Source organism: Nitrospira marina, from assembly GCF_059568365.1.
Genome location: NZ_JCANTH010000001.1, coordinates 4,619,295 through 4,643,398, shown reverse-complemented (window position 1 = coordinate 4,643,398; position 24,104 = coordinate 4,619,295). Strand labels below are relative to the sequence as shown.

Annotated in this window: 21 protein-coding genes and 1 tRNA gene; 14 read left to right on the top strand and 8 right to left on the bottom strand. The window is 52.1% G+C overall.

The genetic code is table 11. The features are described 5' to 3' along the window. Positions 1 to 79 precede the first annotated feature (79 nt). Positions 80 to 517 carry a response regulator gene (locus LX98_RS20070; RefSeq protein WP_496430523.1) on the top strand — a complete coding sequence of 146 codons (438 nt, stop codon included), beginning with the start codon at positions 80 to 82 and terminating at the stop codon, positions 515 to 517. A 46-nt stretch (positions 518 to 563) separates the two neighbouring features. Here the strand turns inward: LX98_RS20070 and LX98_RS20065 are convergent, their stop codons facing one another. Further along, the gene (locus LX98_RS20065) at positions 564 to 2,429 is read right to left on the bottom strand and encodes an AsmA family protein (RefSeq protein WP_496430522.1); all 1,866 of its coding nucleotides are present in this window, start codon (positions 2,427 to 2,429) and stop codon (positions 564 to 566) included. A 148-nt stretch (positions 2,430 to 2,577) separates the two neighbouring features. Between LX98_RS20065 and polA the strand changes: the two genes are divergently transcribed. The 4 genes from polA (at position 2,578) to LX98_RS20045 (ending at position 8,672) form a co-directional block, all read left to right on the top strand. Continuing rightward, positions 2,578 to 5,436 (top strand): DNA polymerase I, encoded by a 2,859-nt coding sequence (polA, locus tag LX98_RS20060; RefSeq protein WP_496430521.1) that lies wholly within the window; start codon positions 2,578 to 2,580, stop codon positions 5,434 to 5,436. A gap of 42 nt (positions 5,437 to 5,478) precedes the next feature. Then, entirely contained in the window at positions 5,479 to 5,766 is a 288-nt protein-coding gene (locus LX98_RS20055) for a hypothetical protein (protein ID WP_496430520.1), read from the top strand. A 431-nt stretch (positions 5,767 to 6,197) separates the two neighbouring features. Further along, positions 6,198 to 6,971 carry an exodeoxyribonuclease III gene (xth, locus tag LX98_RS20050; protein WP_496430519.1) on the top strand — a complete coding sequence of 258 codons (774 nt, stop codon included), beginning with the start codon at positions 6,198 to 6,200 and terminating at the stop codon, positions 6,969 to 6,971. A 273-nt stretch (positions 6,972 to 7,244) separates the two neighbouring features. After that, entirely contained in the window at positions 7,245 to 8,672 is a 1,428-nt protein-coding gene (locus LX98_RS20045; protein WP_496430518.1) for a phosphoglucomutase/phosphomannomutase family protein, read from the top strand. Between the two features lie 293 nt (positions 8,673 to 8,965). Here LX98_RS20045 and LX98_RS20040 read toward each other — a convergent pair whose 3' ends face one another. Further along, positions 8,966 to 9,343, bottom strand: a complete 378-nt coding sequence (locus LX98_RS20040; protein WP_312645227.1) for an HPF/RaiA family ribosome-associated protein — start codon at positions 9,341 to 9,343, stop codon at positions 8,966 to 8,968. 292 nt (positions 9,344 to 9,635) lie between these two features. Here LX98_RS20040 and msrB point away from each other — a divergent pair, with 292 nt between their 5' ends. Then, on the top strand, positions 9,636 to 10,121 hold the full coding sequence (msrB, locus tag LX98_RS20035) for a peptide-methionine (R)-S-oxide reductase MsrB (RefSeq protein ID WP_312645231.1): 486 nt from the start codon (positions 9,636 to 9,638) through the stop codon (positions 10,119 to 10,121). On the opposite strand, the gene LX98_RS20030 is transcribed toward msrB, so the two are convergent. After that, positions 10,087 to 12,675, bottom strand: coding sequence for a sigma 54-interacting transcriptional regulator (locus tag LX98_RS20030; protein ID WP_496430517.1), 2,589 nt, complete (start codon positions 12,673 to 12,675; stop codon positions 10,087 to 10,089). The two genes, msrB and LX98_RS20030, sit on opposite strands and share 35 nt — an antisense overlap. On the opposite strand from LX98_RS20030, the gene LX98_RS20025 reads away from it, so the two are divergent. After that, the gene (locus LX98_RS20025; RefSeq protein WP_496430516.1) at positions 12,674 to 12,931 is read left to right on the top strand and encodes a hypothetical protein; all 258 of its coding nucleotides are present in this window, start codon (positions 12,674 to 12,676) and stop codon (positions 12,929 to 12,931) included. The two genes, LX98_RS20030 and LX98_RS20025, sit on opposite strands and share 2 nt — an antisense overlap. 52 nt (positions 12,932 to 12,983) lie before the next feature. Here the strand turns inward: LX98_RS20025 and LX98_RS20020 are convergent, their stop codons facing one another. The 3 genes from LX98_RS20020 to LX98_RS20010 form a co-directional block, all read right to left on the bottom strand. Then, positions 12,984 to 14,972 carry a tetratricopeptide repeat protein gene (locus tag LX98_RS20020; protein WP_496430515.1) on the bottom strand — a complete coding sequence of 663 codons (1,989 nt, stop codon included), beginning with the start codon at positions 14,970 to 14,972 and terminating at the stop codon, positions 12,984 to 12,986. A gap of 117 nt (positions 14,973 to 15,089) precedes the next feature. Beyond that, entirely contained in the window at positions 15,090 to 15,713 is a 624-nt protein-coding gene (locus tag LX98_RS20015; RefSeq protein WP_496430514.1) for a methyltransferase domain-containing protein, read from the bottom strand. A gap of 872 nt (positions 15,714 to 16,585) precedes the next feature. Beyond that, positions 16,586 to 16,669, bottom strand: a tRNA-Leu gene (locus LX98_RS20010). A 111-nt stretch (positions 16,670 to 16,780) separates the two neighbouring features. Here LX98_RS20010 and LX98_RS20005 point away from each other — a divergent pair. From LX98_RS20005 to LX98_RS19975, 7 genes are all read left to right on the top strand, one after another. Beyond that, positions 16,781 to 17,476: an HAD-IB family hydrolase gene (locus tag LX98_RS20005; protein WP_496430513.1), complete on the top strand. Its 696-nt coding sequence runs from the start codon at positions 16,781 to 16,783 to the stop codon at positions 17,474 to 17,476. A gap of 244 nt (positions 17,477 to 17,720) precedes the next feature. After that, positions 17,721 to 18,374 (top strand): 7-carboxy-7-deazaguanine synthase QueE, encoded by a 654-nt coding sequence (queE, locus tag LX98_RS20000; protein ID WP_496430512.1) that lies wholly within the window; start codon positions 17,721 to 17,723, stop codon positions 18,372 to 18,374. 59 nt (positions 18,375 to 18,433) lie between these two features. Next, entirely contained in the window at positions 18,434 to 19,939 is a 1,506-nt protein-coding gene (locus tag LX98_RS19995; RefSeq protein WP_496430511.1) for a leucyl aminopeptidase, read from the top strand. 15 nt (positions 19,940 to 19,954) lie between these two features. Further along, positions 19,955 to 21,043: a beta-N-acetylhexosaminidase gene (nagZ, locus tag LX98_RS19990; RefSeq protein WP_496430510.1), complete on the top strand. Its 1,089-nt coding sequence runs from the start codon at positions 19,955 to 19,957 to the stop codon at positions 21,041 to 21,043. A gap of 260 nt (positions 21,044 to 21,303) precedes the next feature. Beyond that, positions 21,304 to 21,705: a hypothetical protein gene (locus LX98_RS19985; protein WP_496430509.1), complete on the top strand. Its 402-nt coding sequence runs from the start codon at positions 21,304 to 21,306 to the stop codon at positions 21,703 to 21,705. 15 nt (positions 21,706 to 21,720) lie between these two features. Then, positions 21,721 to 22,197, top strand: coding sequence for a phosphate-starvation-inducible PsiE family protein (locus LX98_RS19980; protein ID WP_496430508.1), 477 nt, complete (start codon positions 21,721 to 21,723; stop codon positions 22,195 to 22,197). Between the two features lie 159 nt (positions 22,198 to 22,356). Next, positions 22,357 to 22,764 carry a hypothetical protein gene (locus LX98_RS19975; protein ID WP_496430507.1) on the top strand — a complete coding sequence of 136 codons (408 nt, stop codon included), beginning with the start codon at positions 22,357 to 22,359 and terminating at the stop codon, positions 22,762 to 22,764. An 82-nt stretch (positions 22,765 to 22,846) separates the two neighbouring features. Here the strand turns inward: LX98_RS19975 and LX98_RS19970 are convergent, their stop codons facing one another. Beyond that, positions 22,847 to 23,599, bottom strand: coding sequence for a gamma-glutamyl-gamma-aminobutyrate hydrolase family protein (locus LX98_RS19970; RefSeq protein WP_496430506.1), 753 nt, complete (start codon positions 23,597 to 23,599; stop codon positions 22,847 to 22,849). Between the two features lie 38 nt (positions 23,600 to 23,637). Then, positions 23,638 to 24,030, bottom strand: coding sequence for a hypothetical protein (locus LX98_RS19965; RefSeq protein ID WP_496430505.1), 393 nt, complete (start codon positions 24,028 to 24,030; stop codon positions 23,638 to 23,640). Positions 24,031 to 24,104: the final 74 nt, after the last annotated feature.

Sequence of the window (24,104 nt, the reverse complement as noted above, 5' to 3'; positions counted from 1 at the left end):
AATAACGATGAACCAACCTTGAGGGGCGTGTTCCATCAGGATGGTGGATCCAGTCATAAGGGGAAAAAAGGAGATCTTGATGCCAAAAAACGTACTCATTATTGATGATGATGGTATGAGTCGCGGATTGCTCCGAATGGTCCTGGAATATGATGGATGCCAGTGCGTGGAAGCCGAAAACGGAGCCAAAGGGTTATCACTGCTTGAATCAAAATCATTTGACATTGTGATTTTGGATAATGCGATGCCCGTCATGACCGGCATGGATTTTTTGGACCGGTTACAGCATATCCCACGCAAACCCGACATCCCCATCATTATGGTGACCGGTTTCCTCAACGCCATAGTCCGGGAAAACGCTACCCGATTAGGAGCCTATGCGATTATCGGTAAACCCTATGATTTTGGGGAATTACGGGCCATTGTCACTCAATTATGTCCCTCAGCCGGTTCCACACAACCCCATTCCTTCGTGGTGGCCAACATGTCCCAAACCTATAGTCCCCCTCCGGCTTGAGACAGGGATGAAGGAATCATTTTTTCAAAACAAGCGTATTCCAGGGCTATTTTCCAAATAACTGCTTCAGAACATCCGCCCCGTCTTGTAAGAGTTGTTGTAATTCCTGTTCATCGCCCTGTAAGACTTTTTCAATCCTCCGCTCAACGTTTGTTTTGACCTGCTGCCCAAGGGATTGAGTATCCAATTGCAATAGCGGTTGTTGAACGGTTCCCAGAACGGTAAAAGGCAGCACCAACTTTCCTTGATGCCACGCTACTTTGGCCATCGGAAACCGCTGAATAATCCGGTCGCCGATCGTCCGCGAAACGGCCAGATTGCCTTGCAGATTCAACGATTCATCAAAGGCGAGACTCCCCACCCCTGTCATTGAGAAATCTGGTGCCTCAACGGTCAATTGCCGAATCACCAGTCCCCTGCCTTCCAGTTCCAGATTGGTATCAATCAAAGAAAATTTTGTCGCACCGGTGGATTCCTCCAAAAGGTCCGGTAGCTGAAGGGCATCTTCAATCCCTTGCATGACATCAAATCCAACTAATTGCCCATCCCGGATCATCAATCGGACTGGTCCGTTCATCGTTGCTTGCCCGGAGGGCGAGTGCGCCGCTCGCGCGAGGCGCCAATGCAATTCTCCCACACCGGTCAACCGGAGGGAGGAAGACCTTAAAACCTGCATCATTGATTCAACCGCAAAATTCGTAAAGGTTCCCTGGAACGAGAGCAGGGGAACAGCTGGGGTCCCGTCCCATCTTCCATGCGCCTCAAGAATTCCCCTAAACGCTTGGGCCTTGAGGAACACCAGGTCCACCCTTGTCCCTTGGATTACCGTTTCAAAACGAATCTGCTCCAGTGAAAACGGGCGTTGCACGGAAAGCGTCCATGGAAAATCAACTGAGGACAGAGCAGGAGACTCACCGGACAAAATCAGACGTCCAGGCGTAACTTGACCCGAAAGATGAATGGTCGCCCCACCCGTTTGGAGATCAGCGGTCAACGGATCAATCCTTATTCCTGTGGAGGGTTTCGAGGGCCCCTTGGGGATCAGAGATGCCATCAGATAAGCCTGAAGGTCCTTGACGAACACAGGTTTATTCAACGCGATATTCAGGGGCATGTCATCCGTCGATAGGTCTGGAATCTGCACGTCCAACTCGAGTCTTCCATCCATCATCTGGCCCTTTGCGGTTCCCTCTACACTACCTAGGCTGCCCGCAAGATCGATCATCGGAAGATCAAGAGTGGATTGAAGGGGGCCAAATCGCCCGGTCATTTCCAAGGGGAGCTGATTGGGCATCACCACACCTTTCACGTGCAGACTTGCCGTCTGGCCAAATTGAACGGAATTCGTGACTAACTCCAGTTGCTCAAGGTGGTAGGAACGGGAAGGTTCTTTTGACCGATCCTCATACTGAAGAGTTCCTCCAGTCATGGAGAACCGCTCCACCGCAAACACACCGAATAAGGGCTTGAAAGCATTGGCCGGGTTCAGCTCTGCCTTCTCAGGGAGCTGAAGAGCGTGATCTTTTCCGATGGTGGCCAAATTCAACAACCCATCATGAGTGCGGATGATGTGAACTGTCGGATCCTGAAGACGCACGTGTTCAACCTGAATATGCCGGCGCAACAGTGGGAGCCACTGAATCTCCACCTCAGCCAAAGGAATCGTGACAAACGCCTGAGGACTGAACGCCGGGTCATCCCCTACTGTCAGATCCCGCAACCGAAAACCCAGTTTAGGGAAAAGCGTTAAGCGGACATCCTGCACATCCACCGGACGATGGAGGGCCTGTTCCAGAACGGGTAAATACTGATCCCGGTACCGATTTAAATCCAGCAAAACCGGAAGAAGCAGGATGACCACAATAACCAGACCAATGAGTATAGCGAGACCAACCATGATATTACTCTTCACGAAGACATGCTCCCGTCATGAGCCAGAGGATTCGGTACTTTACCATGTCCCATTTCTCTCCGTAGATAAACCATCCTAAGATATCGACACCTCAAGGACTATCAGGTATCTTCAAGGGCCAACAATCACACAAAGAGGATATTTTCCTGTGCCCACTGTGAGTGAACCGTCTTCCCCTCTTCCGATTCGTCATGTCGTGTTAGTCGACGCCTCAGGCTACATTTTCAGGGCCTTTCATGCCATCAAGATTTTGAACAGTCCGAATGGTACCCCCGTTAATGCCGTCTATGGATACATCACCATGCTGATGAAACTACTGGACGATATGAAACCCGATCATATTGCCGTCATCTTTGATTCCGCACGAAAAACCTTTCGAAACGATCTGGCCCCCAGCTACAAGGCCAATCGCAGCGAACCACCTGAGGAGTTGGTGCCTCAATTTTCTCTCGTCCGGGAGGCGACACGGGCTTTTAATTTTGATTGCATTGAACTGAACGGTTTCGAAGCCGACGATCTGATCGCTACCTACGCAAAACATGCCATGGAAGCCGGCGCGAATGTGACCATCGTGTCCTCGGACAAAGATCTTATGCAGTTAGTATCAGAACAGGTCAGTATGTTCGATCCCATCAAAAGCCGAAAGATCGGTCCCGAGCAAGTTCTGGAAAAATTCGGTGTGCCCCCTGAGAAAGTTGTCGACGTACAGTCATTGGCGGGAGACTCCACGGACAATGTGCCCGGGGTCCCGGGTATCGGCATCAAAACAGCCGCACAACTCATTCAGGAATATGGTGACCTGAACACCCTCCTTGCGCGCGCCTCAGAAATCAAGCAGAACAAGCGACGTGAAAGCCTCATTGAACATGCCGATAAGGCCCGCCTCTCCCGTGAATTAGTCCGGCTTCGTTCCGATGTCCCGCTGCCATTTCCGCTTGAACAATTGGAGCGACGCCAGCCCAATATGGATTTATTGACTGCCTTCCTCAATGAACAAGGCTTCAAATCGATTCTGGCTCGCCTACAAAGCCGCGTGAAGGGTGAACAGGATTCCACTGTCACCCCTTCTGCCACACCGTTCAACTCTGCACCAGCAACGAAAGATCCCGAAGCAAAACCGCTGTCTACCAAAGCCCAGTACGAGTTAATTCAAACAGTGTCGGCCCTTCAAGGCTGGGTGGAGGAAGCAACTCGTCGCGGGATTGTGGCCGTCGACTGCGAAACCACGTCTCTGGATCAAACCAGAGCTGAATTGGTTGGGTTCTCACTGAGCCTGGAACCCGGCCAGGCCTGTTATGTACCAGTCGGTCATGTGGCCCAGGGATCTACGTCGCATCAGGATTTGCTCTCACACGATACGTCTGCTGCCTTGCCGGAAAAACCGGAACAAATCCCACTCCAAGATGCATTCGACATCCTTGGGCCACTGCTGACAGACCCCGGTGTGCTCAAGATCGGGCACAATATCAAATACGACATGGTTGTGTTTCGCCGATATGGCCTCAACGTGTTTCCCGTGGACGATACCATGCTGCTCTCATACGTCTTAGAAGGAGGCATGCATGGCCATGGCATGGACGAACTAGCCGAACACTTTTTAGGCCATACAACGATCAAATTTAAAGACGTCACGGGTACCGGAAAGTCTCAAATCACATTTGATCAGGTTCCTTTAGAAAAAGCGTTGGAATACGCGGCGGAAGATGCCGAAGTGACCTTGCGGCTCCATCAGGTCCTCAAACCTCGTCTCATCAGTGAACACATGACCACCGTCTACGAAACGCTCGAGCGTCACCTCATTCCCGTGCTGGCGACCATGGAGCAAACTGGGATCAAAGTCGATGTGTCCCAGCTCAAACAAGTCAGCCAGGAGTTTTCTCTCCGTCTCCGGGAATTGGAACAAGAGATCCATCGCCTGGCCGGAAAGACCTTTAATGTTGGTTCCCCCAAACAACTCGGCGAAGTGATGTTTGACGACCTCGCCTTGGGAGGGGGTCAAAAAGGCAAAGCCGGCAGCTATAGCACAGGCGTCGATGTCCTCGAATCCTTAGCGGCCCAAGGCCATGAACTCCCGTCACGTGTCTTGGAATGGCGGCATTTGGAAAAACTGCGCAGCACGTATGCCGATGCGCTCATCCGTCAAATCAATCCCGACACGAATCGGGTGCATACCTCCTACGCCATGGCGTCTGCCGCAACGGGAAGACTCTCATCCACAGACCCCAATCTCCAGAACATTCCTATTCGCACCGAAGAAGGTCGAAGAATCCGGCGCGCCTTTGTCTCGGAGCCAGGCTGGACACTGCTTTCGCTGGATTATTCACAGATTGAACTGCGTCTGCTCGCCCACGTCGCGGATATTCCCGTTCTCAAGAAAGCCTTTTGGGAAGGCCAGGATATTCATGCCCTTACCGCCAGCCAGGTCTTCGGCATCCCCCTGGAACAGATGGATCCGGCAATTCGACGAAAAGCCAAGGCCATAAATTTCGGCATTATTTATGGAATCAGCGCCTTCGGGTTGGCCCGCCAATTGAGCGTGGAGCCGGGCGATGCCGCTGCCTATATCAAAACCTATTTCGAACAGTATCCCGGCATCCAGGATTACATGGAGCGCACCAAACAGTTTTGCCGGCAACACGGATACGTCCAGACATTGTTTGGACGTCGGTGCCATGTCCCTGGCATTCATGATAAAAATCCCGCCAGACGAAATTTCTCTGAGCGGGCGGCCATCAATGCCCCATTGCAAGGCACGGCGGCCGACATCCTGAAGCGGGCCATGATCCGCGTACCTGCGGCATTGGGCCAGCATGGCTTAACGCCCCGTGCAAAAATGCTGTTGACCGTCCACGATGAGTTATTATTCGAGGTAGAAGAAGCGGCGGTCGAGCAAACCACTGCGGTCATTAAGCAGGTCATGGAAGGGGCCACACTCCCTGCCCTACAATTGTCGATCCCGCTGACGGTCGAAGCCGGACAGGGTCACTCCTGGGACCAAGCACACTAAGAAACCAAAAGAATCCTAATTAGGAAAGGAAATTCAGAAATAATGGAGATACCGACCTATGGTGAATTATTAAAACTTGTCTGGTTTCTGGTATGGCGACACGTGGTGATTCTGATGTTTGTGAGTATGACGATTGGATGGGCGGTTCCTGTGATCTTCAATAGCACGATCTCTGAAGACTCTCAGTATATTTTAGAAATCTGCATTTATGGCGTGCTATTCTTCGGCATTACCCCCTTTATTTTGAAGACCCTGTTTCAAAAACAATTTCAAGGCTTTCAAGTCATCTTCCAACGCGAAACCGACTCACCACCACTTTCTTCATCCTAAAAATGGGATCGCACTGAATAGATGATTTCCTTCTCTTTCATCTGGGTCAATGATATGTCCGTTTCCCATAATCCGACGCCTGCAGTCTGGCCAAAGGGAGGGACGCTCTTATCCGCCTGCGGGCCTTGTTTGAGCAGAGCGAGTTGGCCCGCTCTCCCTAGATTCGCGTCCGTCCTATTGAATGAGGCAGACTGGGCGTCAATGGTTTTGGGTCCTTTTCCCGAAAGAAAAGGACCTCGGCTGCCGGGCCGAAACCCGGCATTATAGAAAAGCACGTTAACACGAGAATTGGTGGGATCAGTTCACCTGACAAAATTTGTTCATGGCCAAACACGAAAAGAGATATCCAATTCACATCACAAAACTATGAAACCAGAATCATAAATTATCTCTGATCCTAATTATTGCTCATCACACATTCTGAACCTTATATGAAAATCGCCACCTGGAACGTCAACTCGATTAAAGTCCGGATCCCCCACTTGATGGAATGGGTCAAACAGGCCAACCCGGATATTGTCTTGCTCCAGGAACTCAAAACCACTGAGGACCAGTTCCCCAGAATGGCCATCGAGGAGCTGGGCTATAATATGGCCATAGTCGGACAAAAAACCTACAACGGAGTCGCCATTCTCTCAAAAGCCCCGATCGAGATCGAACACACCTCACTGCCTGGTGCCCCCTCTGACGAACAAGCCCGCTACGTGGAAGCGGTGGTGGGGAACGTTCGAGTAGCTTCAATTTATTTACCCAATGGGAATCCGGTGGAAACCGAGAAGTTTACATATAAACTTGCCTGGTTGGATCGACTGATCATGCATGCGCAATCGCTCTTAGCCCTGGAAGAAGCAGTGGTGTTAGGGGGAGACTTTAACGTATGCCCCACCGACCATGACGTCTATGATCCAAAAGGATTTGCCGACGACGCCCTCTGCCGTCCCGAATCCCGTGCCCGCTTTCGCGCCCTCTGTCATCTCGGATACACCGATGCCCTTCGAGTCCTGCACCCCGAATTAGGTCTCTACACCTATTGGGATTACCAAGCTGGCCGATGGAATCGGGACGAAGGGCTCCGTATCGACCATCTCCTGCTCTCTCCACAAGCGGCAGACCGGTTAGTCGCAGCAGATGTTGATCGGGAACCCCGCGGAATGGACAAACCTTCCGATCACACCCCCGTCTGGTGTGAACTGTCTCCCTCATAATCGAGACATCGCCTGGACCCAAAGTGGGGTCAATTCAGGAGGTTCAAAATTTTTTCTCTTTCTTCCCCCGCTATCTTTTTCTTTCCTTCTAGCCAAGGTCATAGCCCGTTAAGAAAATTTTCCAGACATATTAAAAAATCCCACGCTACCCGATTGGCAAATGAAGAAAAATCTTCTATTCTGTAACTCTTTTGGGAACTAACACCCAAAAACCTGTAATGCTTATTTTCTGCTGAGAAATTCCTGCTCCATTCCGACGAGCATTCATCACGCATGGACTCCATTAAATTCGGGACCTCAGGGTGGCGAGCCATTGTGGCCGAGGACTTTACGGTTCGGAATATCCGTATCGTGTGCCAGGGAATCGCTCAATTTCTCCGTCAACAGAAGCTGGGGCAACAAGGCATCCTGATTGGCTACGACGCACGATTTTTAGGGGAGCATTTTGCCAAAGTGGCTGCAGAAGTCATGGCGGCCCATGGGATCCCTTGTCTGATTTGCGACCGGGACACGCCGACCCCGGCCATCTCCTACCACGTGGTCAGTCGGAAATTATCAGGAGGTATGAATATCTCAGCCAGCCACAATTCTCCTGAATGGAACGGGATCAAATTTACCCCCTACTGGGGGGGACCGGCGCTGCCTGAAACCACCAAGGCCATTGAACTCCGCATCCTGCCCCTGTTGCATGGGGAATACATCAAATGGCTTCCATGGGAGCGGGCCACACATGATGGCATGGTGCGGCATTTCGATCCGCAACCCGAGTATTTGAAAGCTCTGGAATCGCTGGTGGATCGCGACCGCATTCGGAACGGCCGGATCCGGGTGATTTTTGATCCCCTTTATGGAACCTCCAGGCATTATCTGGATGAATTCCTCCGACAAGCCGGCGCAAAAATGGCCGTCTTACACCATTGGCGAGATCCGTATTTTGGAGGATTTCGACCGGAGCCGACCGACGAGACACTTCAGGACCTGAAAGAGACCGTTCGCCGCGAAGGTGCACACCTTGGCTTGGCGACCGACGGAGACGGAGGCCGGTTTGGCATCGTGGATGCCGACGGCACCTTCATTCAAGCCAACTACATCCTGGCCCTCTTGTTGGATTATCTCATTCGCAGCCGGCAATGGACCGGTGGAGTCGCCCGCTCGGTTGCCACCACCCATCTCATTGATGCCGTGGCGGCACACCATGGACTTACCGTTCATGAAACCCCGGTCGGATTCAAATACATCGGCGAATTGCTCGCGAAAGGGGAAGTGGTCTTTGGCGGGGAAGAAAGCGCCGGGATGTCCATCAAGGGCCACGTACCCGAAACAGATGGGATATTGGCCGGGGCGTTGGTTGCAGAGATGGTGGCCTTTACGGGACAGACCATTCAGGAGTTACTGAAAGACCTCTTTGATCGAGTCGGAGCTGCATTCACGACACGACAAGATTTGCCGATGAGCGAACACCTCAAGACACAGGTCAAGCAGGTCCTTGAACATCCACCATCGGAGTTTGCGGGAGCAGAGGTCATCCATGTCAATAAACTGGATGGCTGTAAACTCCTCCTGCCGGATGACTCCTGGTATCTAATTCGATTGTCCGGAACCGAATCCCTCGTCCGATGCTATGGCGAAGCCAAAACCCCTGAGCGCCTCGCCGAGATCATGAACGCCGGCAAAGAACTGCTCCTTATTCCCGTCAGATAAGTCCTTAAAATTCTTTAATTTTCCGCATTTTTCTCTCAAATTTTCCATTTTCTCCTCAAACCCTCTTGGTGAATTACGCCTAGATGGAGAACATAGTTTTCAAAGGCCCGATGTCTATCCAAGCTCAAGAGACAGTGAACGAACATAGGAGGGCAACAGAGAGCCGGATTTTTGGTGAAAATGCAATATATGTGAGGATTTAAACAATCTCGGAGCAGGATGGGAGGATGGAGAAGAGGTCATTCGGGGGTGGACAAAGGCCCACCCCCATGCCTCTCATTAAGCTTTTAAGGTCAGACGGCGGTTAACGCCATGGCTTTTTCGATCCGTTTGGCTGTAGCTTTGGCATTGCGGGCCAACCGTTTTTCCTCAACTTTATCCAGTTCATGCTCTATGGCCTGAAAGGCTGAGCGAATGGCTTCTTCAAAGGTTTTTGATTCTTTTCTGGCGGTCACCGTTCGACGCCGGGGAAGCGTCACGACCACCAGCGCCTCCGCGTTATCAGCCCCTTTTTTATGATGGGCATTTTTCGTAAGAGTGACACGGGCATGAATGATGCGAATGGTATCCGTTTGCAACGCCTCAGTCCGTCTCTCTATTTCGGCTTTCCACCGAGGGGTCATGCCAACGTTTCGGCTCTCAATTTTTACATCCAGCGATTGTTCATCCATAGACACTCCTTCTTTGGCTGTTCGTTAAATCTGTGAAACATCCAACACCTTCCGGCCTGTTTTTCGGATGACGAAATCCTGAGTCAACCCTCCTTTTCTTTTGGTTTTCTACAGTGTAAAAATTTCTCTTTCTTCAGTCAAAGGCCTCATCACGAAATCTGTAATTTTTTTTCTCTGGGCAAGACTGATACAGTATATCAGGGTGGGTGGAATACGAAGGAGTTTCCACCCTCTTAGCTCAAAGGAGGGCTATCAGATGTCTATAAACGTACATGTCAACAGGAGAAATCTTATGAAAATCGGCTTGGCATTAGGGTTCGGAGTTCTCGCCAAAACTCTCGGCGTGGCATTGGCCGCTCCCACCCCCTCAACCGGGGGTTCGGATATCACCAAAATCACGAAAACGGATGAAGAGTGGAAGGCGCTGTTAACCCCCATGCAATACCGTGTTTTGCGGCATGAAGACACCGAGCCGCCCTTTACCAATGAATATCATCAAAGTAAGGCCAAAGGCACTTACCAATGCGCCGGGTGCGAATTGCCACTTTTTTCTTCCGACACGAAATTCGACAGCGGAACCGGCTGGCCAAGTTTTTGGCAACCGATTTCAGAAAAAGTGGTCGAAACTCGAACCGACTGGAAGATCATTTATCCCCGGACGGAAGTCCATTGTGCCCGATGCGGTGGCCACCAGGGACACATTTTTGATGACGGCCCCCCGCCGACGGGATTACGCTATTGCATTAATTCCGCGGCGTTGAAATTTGTTCCGGCGTAGCAAAGCGCTGGTGCACCAACTGCTCGACTGCCGGAAAATGCCGTTCCGGAAGATTGCGAAACCGTTTTCGGCAGTCAGCCACCGCTTCTTCAGCAGACGTGTAGTGTCTGGAAGAAGGAAGCAGGTTTTTTGAATACTCGCGCAGCCTTCTCGCGACCAAGGGGGTCAAGGTTTTATCCCCGGCCAGTATCTGCGCCGCCGCTTCAATATTTCCATGATAGTCGACTAACGCTTGAAATCCGAGACCTTTCAATCGTTGAGTGACCGTGCTGCGATCCCACCCCAAAGCTTTAGCTGTCACCTGCATATCGAATCCATGACGGCGAAGGCATTCCAGCACCATGTCATCCTCCAATCGTTCCAGTTCCACCCGACCATGCCCTTCACGTTTCAAGGACGGCATGACGGGGCTACTGAGATGCAAATCCGCTTCGGTAATGAGAGACCCGTTAGCCAACGCCACTGCCTGGGCCACGGTTTGTCGAAGTTCTCGAATGTTGCCCGGCCATCGATAGGCCATGATCCCATCCAATGCCCCTTGCGTGAACCTCAAATCCATTCGATTCTGTTGCCGGGAAAAATACTGCAGGAAGAATTGAGCCAATAGCAGGCAATCTTCCTCCCCTCGTTCCCGCAGAGGAGGCAGAGTTAACACAATACTCCGTAATCGATAATATAAATCTTCCCGGTAGCGCCCTTCCTCCACATCTTGTTGAAGATTGCAATTTGTCGCCGCGATTATTCGCACATCCACCTGAGTAAGCCGGCTTTCTCCAACCCGGTGAAATGACCCGTCCTCCAGAAAACGCAGTAATTTTGCTTGCAAATCGGATGGGAGTTCGCCGACTTCATCCAAAAAGAGCGTTCCCCCATTCGCCGTTTCAATATACCCCTCACGACCAACCGCGCCGGTAAAGGCCCCCTTCACATGGCCGAATAATTCTCCTACAAATAACTCCGGCCGGATTGCGGCCATATTCACCGATACAAAAGGGCCACGATGCCGGGGACTCAACGCATGGGCCGCTCGAGCAAACACTTCTTTGCCCGTGCCTGTTTCTCCCAATAGCAGAATGGGATTCTGGGTTCCGGACGCTTTTTTTAAATCCTGAAAAACGCGGAGGACGGAAGGGGCACGTGTCAGAATATGAAACGATTCACATTCTTGAAGTAAGGCCTGATTTTCGCGGGATTCGGGGTACTGATGCTCAGCATGCTGCATGGCCGGCACCTGCCGACGAAGATTCTCCAATTCACTCTGCAACCGATCAATCTGTCGTCGGGTTTCTTCTACCTCGGCTTGGGAAAACTCCAATTGGCGAGACACCCCCCCTTGCTGAGTTTCTAAACCTTCAATAACCGTCGCCGACCGGTGAGCATGATCTTGTGCCACATGTAAGCGATTCTCGAGTTCCCGGACATGCTGCTGTCTTTCTGCCAGTTCTGTTTCCAATTGCTGAAGCTGCTGTCGCCCTTGAGCGATCCGCCGTTGAATAATCGACCGGGACCGGGACAACCGCCAAGCCAGCGATCCCCCCAAGGTCATTCCTAAAGCCAATCCTGTACTCAAGATCGGCCACACCCAACCACTGTGAAGCCCCCACAACAGAGCAAGCCCCGCAAGAAGAATACCGGCTAACCCCATCATCCCCAGGCGGGTTGGCGGAGTTTCCCAAAGAAGGAAACAGGCAAAGAACAGGCCTACACTCGCCGTTACAAGAAAAGCGACCCACGGAGGAGTCCTGGAAATCCATCCGTTTGTCAGTACCGCGTTGGCCAATAAGGCATGAAGAAATTCAGCCGGCACCTCGGATTCCCACGGGGTTGAAAGAGTTGGTTGCTTCGACACAGGAGAAAAAAGGATCACTACTTTTCCGCGAAACAATTTCGATAATTGATCACGATCTATACTCTGAATGATGTTCCACACATCCGCAAAGGCATGCCTGGGAAAGGATGAAGTTGCCCAATGTCCAATAAACCGGAATTGAGGGTCGTTGGTCTTCGGTTGCATAGCTGTGTCCGTTTCCGATAATAACGAGGCCATCACGAGACCGATCGGAGGATGCGGCGATGAACCTGCAGAAAGGGCATGGGACTGCATACCCCTAAACACCCCATCCGCATCAGGTATCAAGTCCAGCGTCCCCAACGCGGTTGCCGCATCGGCCAAGGCGGGAGGAACCGAATCCGGGTAGACGACAGATCCGACTCGTTTGGTCACTTCAGCCAGTCGAACCAGTCCAGCCAACCCCCCACATTCCGAAGCTATCGGGGAGGACACATCAATTGAGGGTACGATGAGAGCAGCGCCGGCCTCATGAAGGGCCAGCAGTGTGGACTCCAACACGGAAAGATTCCATCGTCCTTCCCCACATAACGCAGGACTGGTGCTCTTCGTGACCGTCACCATGATCAGTGAAGGGTCGACAGGCCCAGGTGCCATGTGAGCCAGTTGCCAATCAGTCAACCATCGTTCTCCCTGGGGAAAAAGTGAGGAGACGCTAAAAGCCAACACCGTGCTCACCAGTGAAAAGGCGAGGGCCAATGCCATGGTCTTGGTCTTGGTCTTGGTCTTGGTCTTGGTCTTGGAACAATTCGTCATTGCGGTCCTAATGGGAGTGTTGAATAATAATAATTTCCAAGGGCATATTGACCCACAGGCACGTTGCATATTAGAGGCCTCGGGGCTGTTCAAAAATGTTGCCCAACAAGGCCGCAGTCATTTTTGCGCGCAGAGCGTACTTCCAGTACGTGAGCACGGAAAAATGGCGAGAACGCCGCTGGCGGCTTTTTTCAACAGTCCCTAATCATGGAAAATTCAGGAATTTCTCACTCCCATACATGCAACCCGGCTCAGACTTACAACCCGGGCATGACGGTCTGGTCCGGACATCCATTTGCCGCCAATTGCCAGTCTGCTGAAAAACGTTCAGCCGATTCAGGAGCAACGGCTCGAACGACCTGACAGGAAAAGGGATTTCCTTCTTTCGCCGTTTGAAAAAAATAATTTCGGATCTGAGGATCTGCCGGAACCAACCGACCACGCTCTCCATTCACATACCAGGCATGGAGGGTGTGCTGGGCAGACTGATCACCCGCCAAGGCCTGCTCGATTACCCATGCAACAACGGGTTCACTCGGCGTCAGGTGGTCCCAGGTGTCTTCATCATTGGCCAACTGAGTGGACATGCGATGGGGAGGAGCCAACCGGTGAAGGTCTTCTCGAATGAGACCAAAGCCGGTTAACACCTCCTGCCGGTCACCGGGCGAAAAGAGGTGGCGATGAAGGCCGCGACGGAATTGTGAGAGCTGTTCTCTGGCGGTCTGCGTGAGCGAATCGGCCATCGTGGCCCGACTACTCCGAAACCACCATAACATCGCCAAGGGGATATTGCGATCCACGCCACTGCCATTGGCATACATCGAAGCCAACAGGCTTTGGGCTTCGCCCGATCCCCCTTCCGCCGCCAGACGGAGCGGCTCGACCGCTTCACCGGTCCGATTCTGAGCACGAAGCACGACCCCCAAATGAAACCATGCTTCGACCAATTGAGGCTCAACCTCGACCGCTCGCTGCAAGGCGGCAACAGCTTGAGACAAGTTCCCCGCTTCAGCCTGAGCTTTGCCAATGGCAAAATGGAGGTGCGCCCAGGCCGGTTGCAATCGAGCAGCGGATTCCAGGGCGACCACGGCCTTTTCCCATTGTCGGGTCGCCAGAAGCGCCGAGCCCAACTGAGACCATCCCGGAGCCCATTCAGGACGTTGGTCAGTCACCACATCAAATTCAACCGCCGCCTCGTCGATTAGTCCCATGGCAGCCATGGCAACTCCCAGATTGTAATGGAGCCATACTCCATCTTTGGCAAAGGGATCCTGGCGTAATGTCTCTCGCCAGAGCGAGGCGGCCTGCGCCCAATTTCCCTGACGACTCCACACAACACCAAGCAGCAATCTCGCTGAAGTCAATCGGGGATCGAGAGAAATGGCCCTTTCCAGTGAAGGAACACTGGCTGACTCGTCTCCTTTCGCAAACAACGCCACACCGATATTGTAATGCGCGGCTACAAGGTCAGGTTGAAGTACCAACGCCTGCCGGGAATGTTCGATCGCCTCTTGATAATTCCCCTCTTGCAAACGGAGTAATCCTAAATTGGCATGGACCTTGGGGAGTTCGGGTTCCAACGCCAGGGCACGCCTCCAGGCCTGCTCGGCCAGAATATTCTCATGTGATGCAAAATAGGCCAACCCCAAGGCTTCATAGGCATGCGCCCACTTAGACGCATCGTGAAGGGTCGCCTGAAAATGGGCCACAGCTTGCACAGGATCTCCTGCAGCCAAATACCCCAATCCCAACGCATAATGGGCTTCGAAAAAATCAGGCTGAAGACGAAGGGCCGCCCGCCATTGCGCCAGCGCTTGCGCCAGCCGACCATCTCGCACCAGGGAAATACCATAGTTATACGAAACCAGGGCTGACAGGTGATACCGCAAGGAGGCCGTGTGAAAATCCAACCGTTCCGCTTGCGACCAGGCCGCAATGGCCCCGGTTAAATCCCCCGTTTTGGCCAGGGCCACCCCAAGGTTATGATAGGCCTCGGCATAGTCAGGCCGTTGACGAGCGGTCTCCCGAAACTCATCAATGGCCACATCCAGGTCATTCGTGAGAAAAAAATCAATCCCTAACTGCAAATGCGCTTCAGCAGAATCCTGAACAGGAGATGAATCCGCTTGGGAGGTGCCACTCAATTCCGCATAGGAAGAAGAAACGCCAAGAAACCCCTTCAAAAGGAAAAGTCCCACAATGGCAGCACAGACCATTAAACCGCCAGGTACCCGTCGATTTACCATCAAGACACTCTCAGGAAGCAGAGATTGGGACGGTTCCGAAAGACAGACGAAACCCTCATGAACACCAACTTCACTGTATTAAGAAATCAAGGAAAATGGAAGAGCGCACAGGGAGGATCAGGCCTTCACCGCCATGCCCTGAGAAAAATAGGCAAAAGGCTTCGGAGCGCCCGGAAGATAAAAGTTTTCGAGTGCGGAAACTGTCCAACCCTGCGCCTGAATCATCTGAACCATTGGACGGTTTAAATGACAGCCATCGCCAAGGTGTTTCCACGCCGGCGTGAGACGATCCTGCCACAGGCGAACCGAACAATCCGGACTTTGCCCATGCTCTAAAAACAACAACCGTCCTCCAGGTCTTACGACCCGAAGCAATTCCTGCAGTGCCTTCGAAAGGTGAGGAACGCTGCATAAGGTCATCGTACTCACAACCGTGTCGAAGCTGGTAGAGGGAAAGGGGAGCGCTTCAGCCAAGGCCAAGGCCAGATGAACGGGAATCACCGCCTCCTCCTGAAGCGAGCGGGCCAACGGGATCATCCCGGGATTGGGATCAATCGCCGTCAAAGAATGGATCTGGGAAGAATAGTAAGAAAAATTGGCGCCGGTCCCAAACCCGATTTCCAAAACCAACCCTGACGCCTTTGCGACCAATGACTGCCGCAAGGGGACAAAACCCGCTTGCCCCATACTCCAATGGACCAGCCTGGGAAACACTCGTCGTGAATACCACCCGCGCCTCATGAATGCCCTTTGAGGTAATTGAATATGTCTTCTAATTGGCCTTTTCCGAAGCATCAGAATAACGTTTCCTTTCCTAAAAAGTCCGCAAACAAGCGCATGAGCCAAATACCATCGACAATATGTTTCAATTCCCCCAGTTACTCCAAGAATGAATGACCCGAACGCCAAAGGTCGTTTATAAAGTTGTTATCCCGAGAATGTATTCGGTGACAGTGGCATACCTGGGCATCATCGATAAGATAATCAGGAGGAAAGAATTGGAGCCTGAAAACCTGACTTGAACGAGCAGGTGCCGGAAGGCTGGCTTCTGCTCTCACAAAGGTCCTCAATCATGCATGCCTTCGCTTCATTCCGGTCACCCTGATGAAAACTCCCAATTCAGAACCCCAATTCGAATCTCGGCACAATTTTTATGTAGGGTACGACTCATGACAGAGACGATTTAGGGATCGGTAGGATTATTGGTGCCGAAGGCGGGACTTGAAATCGCAGGAGCGGAAGCATGGCTCCTTCTACCTGCCCCCTCGAGCCTCCGCTACGCTCCGGTCACCCCATGAAGGGGAAATACCTACTTCAATACCCCCGGTTCAAGCCCGCATTTACCCCATTTAAAAATAAGAAGAGTTGTGAAGTACGAAAAGTATATTGAAGTCGGTGGGATTGTTGGTGCCGAAGGCGGGACTTAAAGTCGCAGGAACGGAAGCCTGGCTCCTGCTCCCACTAAGGGGCCAGCCCCCTCGTGCCTCCGCTATGCTCCGGTCACCCCATGAAGGGGGAATACCCCCTTCAAAACCCCCAGTTCAAATCCCGCTACAAATTTTCTGTTGGAACACAACTGGTGACGGAGACGATTAAATTTCAAGTGGGATTGTTGGTGCCGAAGGCGGGACTTGAACCCGCATGGGTTTCCCCACACGCCCCTCAAACGTGCGTGTCTGCCATTCCACCACTTCGGCACGAAGTAGGCAGATTATGAAACCTCTTGATGTCCTTGTCAACGCGTGAAGCGCGGAGTAGAATCCCGGCCATTCTCATTAATTAATTGGCCGCCCGGATTAAACCTCACCATGACCCGCTCGACCTCTTCGCCCGCACCTCTGACTCATTCTCAACACTGGATTGGTGCCTTTTTCGATGTGGATAACACATTGATTCCCGGCGCGTCGATTGAAATCGGATTTTTCCGGTATCTCTGGCAAGACGGTGTGGTGGGTTGGCCGGAGGTATGGCACAGTCTGGAATATGCCATTCGGCAAATGCCCCCCATTTCGTTCAACCCTCTGCGACGGAGAAAGCTGTATCTGATGGGGCATGATGTCTCCCTCATTGAACAGATGGCCAGCGAGTATGTGGAGTTATATGTTGTTCCACGGGTCTCAGCGAGGGCTTTGAATCGTTTATCCCGTCATCGGGATGCGGGACATGTCGTAGCCTTCGTCAGCGGATCACCTGAGTTCTTGGTGAAACCACTGGCTGAGGCACTTGGAGTCTCATTGGTATTTGGCGCGAGACCGGAATCCCAGGAAGGACTCTATACGGGAAAGGTGTTTGCCCCGTTGCCCTATGGTGAGGGAAAAGGCCGGTATGTGGAGCGCCTGGCCGCCCGATTCAATCTGGACTTGACGCGTAGCTATGCCTATGGCGATAGCCCAGGAGATTTCCACGCGCTCCAACTGGTTGGCCATCCCTTTGTCGTAAATCCCATTCGCGGCATGGCTCGCATTGCCCGCGAGCGGGGTTGGCCGATTACACAATGGGCTTAGGAGGCCGCCATCCGGGATGAAATCGACCTGCGTGCCTGCGCCAAATTGACAGCTTCTCCGGTCCTTTTCATCGAATAGCCTTTCTATTCTCTCCGCATCATCGAAAATATCACTCAACCCGATCCAACCTTGTGACGATTACTCATCTCCGACAGCCACCTAGCGCACCCTTCTCTGTCCCCTCCCCATCACCCCACTTTTTGAGTACAATGTTATCTGTTGTGTGCTGGAGTTGAGAGTGCTTATGACCACTTTGCCCTCTTTAAAGATCACTGAAATCTTTCATAGCCTTCAAGGGGAATCCACCCGTGTGGGGCAACCGTGCGTGTTTGTCCGGTTAACAGGTTGTCCGCTCCGTTGCACCTGGTGTGACACGGAATATGCCTTTTATGGTGGAAATACCATGCCGATTGAGACAATTCTGGCGCAGGTACAATCCTATGGTTGTCCCCTCGTCGAGGTGACCGGCGGTGAACCATTGCATCAACCTGGCTCTCTGGTATTGTTAACACAATTATGCGAGGCTGGATTTCAGGTGATGCTGGAAACCAGCGGGGCGTTTGATATTGCCAACGTGGATGAGCGGGTTTCGATTATTCTGGATGTGAAATGTCCGGGTAGTGGAATGACGGACCGGATGCGGTGGGACACCCTTAGGCATTTGTCCGGAAAAGACGAAGTGAAGTTTGTTTTAAAGGACCGGGCCGATTACGAGTGGGCGCGCGATATCGTGAAGCAGTATTCATTGGGAGACCGCTGTCCCGTCCATATGAGTCCGGTCTTTGGAGTCCTCCATCTTCAATCCCTGGCTGAATGGATTCTGGAAGATCGACTGCCTGTTCGTTTTCAAATCCAATTGCATAAAGTGATCTGGGATCCCCAAACCCGGGGCGTGTAACAACACTACGGCAAGGGGATCTGTTTACGTTTCGGGCGATTTATTTATTGAGGAGGCGTATGAATATACTAGTGAAGAGTGGTGAAGCCACCGCTACGACAACGGATGTGTTGGTGTGTTTGGAATATGAACAAAACAAAACCTGGAGCAAAGCCGTCCAGCCGGTCGATCAGAAACTCAGTGGACAATTGAGCGACCTGCGCAAAAGTGGAGAATTTTCCGGCAAGCCGAATAACACCGCCTTACTGCATATCGATGGGAAATTGCCCGCAAAACGCGTGCTTCTTGTCGGCCTTGGAATACGGGAGACGGTGACCTTGGAACGAATTCGTCAAGCAATGGGAACCGCTGCCAAGCGCGCCCGCACCGCCAAAGCCAAAGGGATCGTTTGCGTGATGCCGGACGTGCCAAAGGGCACCGGGCCTATGGATGACGTAGCTCAGGCCATGGTGGAAGGGGTAGTTCTTGGGGACTATCGGTTTAATGAGTACCGCACGGACCGCACGGACGACCACCACTCCTTGCAATCCTGCACTCTACTCACCACCTCCAACGCTCACCTGAATGAGGCCAAAGATGGCGCCAAACGTGGGCAAATTCTTGGGGAAGCGACTTGTTTCGTCCGGGATTTGTGCAACCACCCCGCGAACGTGATGACGCCTTCCCGGGTCGTTACCGAAGCCAAAAAAATCGCCAGGGAGGCCAAAGTCCGGCTCAAAGTCTTGGACCGCAAACAGCAGGAAAAACTCGGCATGGGCGGATTATTGGGGGTCTCTCGAGGCAGCATCGAACCGCCTCAATTCATCATTCTGGAATATATGGGCGGCCCTCGCACACAAAAACCCATTGTTTTTGTCGGCAAAACGGTAACATTTGATAGCGGTGGCATCTCCTTAAAACCATCGGAAAACATGGAACAGATGAAGGCCGACATGACCGGTGGAGCCGAAGTGTTAGCGACGATTCGAGCCGCCTCCCGGCTCAAGCTCCCGGTCAATGCGATCGGCCTCTTGCCTGTGACGGAAAACATGCCGGGAGGACGGGCAACTAAACCCGGCGATATCCTTACCATGCTCTCCGGAAAAACGGTGGAAGTCCAGAATACCGATGCGGAAGGTCGGTTGATTCTTGCTGACGGCTTGGCCTATGCCTCTCGGTTCAAACCCGCCTGCGTGATTGACATCGCCACACTGACCGGAGCGGCTGCTGTCGCCTTGGGACAGTTCGCGATTGGCATGCTGGGTAATGACGACCCCCTGAAAGCCGACATCAAGAAGGCCGGCAATCATGCCGGGGAACGGGTATGGGAAATGCCCCTGTGGGATGAATATTTTGAACAGCTAAAAAGTGACGTGGCGGACATGCGGAATATCGGCGGGCGCGGAGGCGGAATGATTACGGCGGCGATGTTCTTATCAAAATTCGTTGGGGACCATCCCTGGGTCCATTTGGACATTGCCAGCACGGATTGGGGTACAACAGAACGAGCGTATATTCCTAAAGGTCCGACAGGTATCGGGACCCGGTTGCTCATTCAGTATTTACTGAATCATGCCAATCGCTAGGCGGCAACACACGCGATGTCTATCGCCGAACTCGTAGGGCAACTGTGTATGATCGGGTTCGAAGGGACGGAGGTCACTCCGGACCTTCGAGCCTGGATGCAGGAATTCCGACCAGGAGGGATCATTCTCTTTTCCCGCAATTTGGTTGACCCTGTCCAAATCGCACACCTCACGAACGACCTCCAAGCCCTGGCCGGTGACATCCCGCTGCTCATCGGCATCGATCAAGAAGGCGGGCGCGTCTCCCGCCTTCCTTCAGGCTTTACCATCTTTCCTCCTGCAACAACCGTCGCCCAGTCAGGATCCACGGAACTGGCCTACCAGGCGGCAGCCGTGACCGCTAAGGAGTTACGCGCCGTAGGGATTAATATGAATATGGCACCGGTTTTGGACATCCATACGAATCCCTCCAATCCTATTATTGGAGATCGGGCGTTTGGGACCGAGCCGGAACAGGTGTGTCTCATGGGAGCGGCCACACTCGCAGGCCTGCACGATCATCGGGTATTGGCCTGCGGAAAACATTTTCCTGGTCATGGCGATACCAGTACCGATTCACATGTGGAATTGCCGGTGGTCCACGCTACACGGGAGCGGCTGGAGAGCGTGGAACTCAAACCTTTTCAATACGCCATTGGGCATGGCCTACAAGCCATTATGACGGCCCACGTCCATTATCCCGCCTTGGACCCCACAAACCCCGCAACCCTCTCCTCCATGATATTGACAGATATCCTTCGGCAGCAGATGGGATTTTCCGGCGTCATCTTGAGCGACGACTTGGAGATGGGCGCCATTGTGAACCATTCGACAGTCGGCGAGGCCGCTGTGCACTCGTTACAAGCCGGAGTGGATATGTTATTAGTGTGCAAAACCCGCAGGCTTGCGACCGATACGATTAAAGCCGTCAGTCGTGCCGTTGAATCTCACGTATTGGATCAAAGCCGCCTTGAGACGAGTGTGGCCCGTGTCGCCTCCGTCAAACAGCAATTTGTCTTCCCCTATCACCCAATCGACATTCCCTCCATCCCTCATACTGTCGGGATTTCTGCCCATCGCCATGTCTTAGCACAGATCCAAGGACAGTTTCGCACCCTGACCTGAATGCACAAAAAAGATAAGACGGATTCCCGGACGGGCTCCAATAAGCAGTGGGCGGTTCGTCTCGCTCTAGGCCCATGTTATGGATGCCGGCTACTCCCCGACTTACGTGTGAAAAGAAAGGGCCTGGCGCAATTCTGGACATTCCCTACAAAGATTTGTTTAGCTATCAACCTTGCTGCATAAATCGACACATCCAATCATCTATTCCTATTGCTGATGACAGAATTTCATAATTCATTTCCGGAGCAAGGAGCATGGCTATGGCATTGAAAAAAGGGGACATTATCGACGAACGCAAACGGTATCCCGATTCTTGCGGACTGGTACTCAAGGTGATGAGCGGTGGGGAAGGGTTTGAAAAAATTCGATGTTGCGGACATGACTTGACCCTGGAAGACGTGGTTCCCTCGTTTAATCAAGAGCGTGGCCGCCGATCAGGAGCCTTGGCAGTCGGCATGCCCCTCGATGAAAAAATTGTTGCCACTGATTCCTGTGGACTTCGCCTAATGGTGATGGCGGGCGGCGAGGGATTTCAGGAAGTCATCTGTTGTGGCCATTCGTTTGGTGCGAAAGCGATTCAGAGTTTAGAGTTTGGTCAGATGCGGGGAGAGAACATCAAGCGGGAGCAACCCCCCAGCACCCCACATCAAGGAACCGCATAAAAGGACACATTCAACATGTTAGGGTGGACACCAGAATCAATTAAACAATGGGTCCGATGGATGCAGTTTCTCGACCGGTGGGGCTACATCACCGCCTGCTTGAGTTTTCTTCTCGTAGGTATGCTGGTCTTCGGTTATAGTTGGGTAGCCTATGCTCAATCGGTACAGACCGAGTTTTTGCCAGCGACCATCACTTTATTGAATGACCTGTTATTCGTCATCATTCTTTTGGAGTTGTTTCGCACGGTATTAGGCTTCTTACAAAACGACCGCATTCGACTCGAACCCTTCCTGCATGTGGGGATCATCGCTTCTGTCCGAAGAATTCTTACCGCTGGTGCTGAATTCTCGCACCAGGACTCCGTCCCTGAAGACATCTTTCGTCATTATCTTATGGATATGTCCTTACATGTCGTCGTGATTTTGGTCCTCATGATCGCATTATATCTTCACCGAAAATCCGAGCTCCCGGTAGAACCTCTCCTCAAATAGCCCTTCCGAATTCCAGGAAAATTCTTTACCCTTTTCTCTTCCCTCAATCATAATTATTATCAGATATTCCTAATGAACTTCTTCGGCTCATATTGCATACCGCCGGGGGCTGTGGCAGTATAGCCTCCTTTTTAGACGACAATCTGTTCTGTTGGTATCATGGATTCTCTTCCTGAATTAGTCGGCACGGTCCATATTATTCTGGGCCCTTATCGAGGAAATCCGATTGCACTGTACATGTGCCAGGATGAGTCTACCTGCCGCATTTCTCCTCGTATCTATCCGTGGAATCAAACTGTTGGAACTGGAGAAACCCCCAATAAGGCCGCTGCAGACTTTGAAGCCAGGTGGAAAGAGACCGACTTGGCCGACGATATGTATACCGGCCCTCATTGGGAAGGTGGCATCAAGCCGGAAAAGCCCAAACCCGTGCCTGCTCCAAAACCTGCCACTCCCCCTGCAGCCAAGACAGAGGCTTCACAAGAGACCAAATCCCCTGCACCTAAATCACCGGCCCTGTCGGATCCACCACAACCAAGTCCCGAAGCCGAAGACGCGGCTAAGTAAAAAATCCCAGTTCTTTTATCCCTTCTGAGGGTTCTCTTACTTATGGATTTTGGGTGAACCAGGCCAAAACGTCCTGAACAGGCTATGTTCGGCTGTCGGCAAACTGTCTGGCAGATTGTATCAACGCCGTAAATAGACGTTTCTGAATTGCATCCTGCCGGTATAAAAACTCCGGATGCCATTGGACCCCAAGCCAGAATGGATGACAAGAGGCTTCAATCGCTTCAATGACTCCATCTGGAGCAATCCCGGTCACCTGAAAGGACGATGGAACAGATTTTATAGATTGATGGTGGGAACTATTCACCGCAATACTTAACCGCTTGGCGATGCGCTGCAGTAGGCTGTTGGATTCAATATTGACCAGATGGGCTGTTTTCGTTGCCGATTTGGTGGGTCGATGTTCAATTTTCGTCGACAATTGAGAGGAAATGTCCTGCACCAGGGTACCTCCCAAGGCCACGTTCATGGATTGCATCCCTCCGCAGATCCCCAGGGTCGGCACCCTCTGACGAAAGGCCAGCTTGGATAATCCAAGCTCTAGTTGGGCACGCTCTTCGCTCATTTGCTGAAAAGGATACCGCTGCTTCTCCCCATACAACTCAGGGGCTAAATCCGATCCGCTCCCGGTCACCAGAAGACCGTCCAGCCGTTGTATAAGATATTTCTGTTTCGCCAAACCGCGGACCAGGGGAAGCACGATGGGCACTCCCCCGGCGTCCTGAATTGCCTGAAGGTACCTGGCCCTCAAAAAATAGGTGGGCTCTTTCCCACCCATATCCTTCCGATTTCCAGGGTTAAAATCAGGTGTAATTCCAATGATAGGTTTGAGCATGGCAGCCGATTCAACTCGGGCGGGTTTGATTTTTCGGTCTATAGCGCTTGATCCTCGTATGCGGAGACCCCAAGGAATCGAACGGGCTCATTCCCCTTCAGATGGTCAGGTGTGATGACATACGTGCCGTAGAAGCTCGGCTCCCATACAGCTTTTGCGGTTTCAAGGTCACCACCTGTCAATCCATAGGTAAACGTTCCCACAACCCCGCCCAAGATGGCATAGGCAAACTTCACAGGGAAATAAATCACGGTCAGCAACGCACTCCCGATCCCAAGGGCCGCTTCATTGGTTGGGCTCGATAATTCTTGTTCGGCAGCCAAACTTACCCCTGTGGCACCCAGGCATACGATCAGGGAAAAAGCCAACAACACGCACACCCCGGTCAACTGTTTAAGAATACCTCCCCCAAAAACCTTGGATTGCCGCATAAGGAATACTCCTTCCTGTTTAATTTTTATGCAAACCTTCTCGTTGGTATTTTAAACCTGCATGATGCATTAGT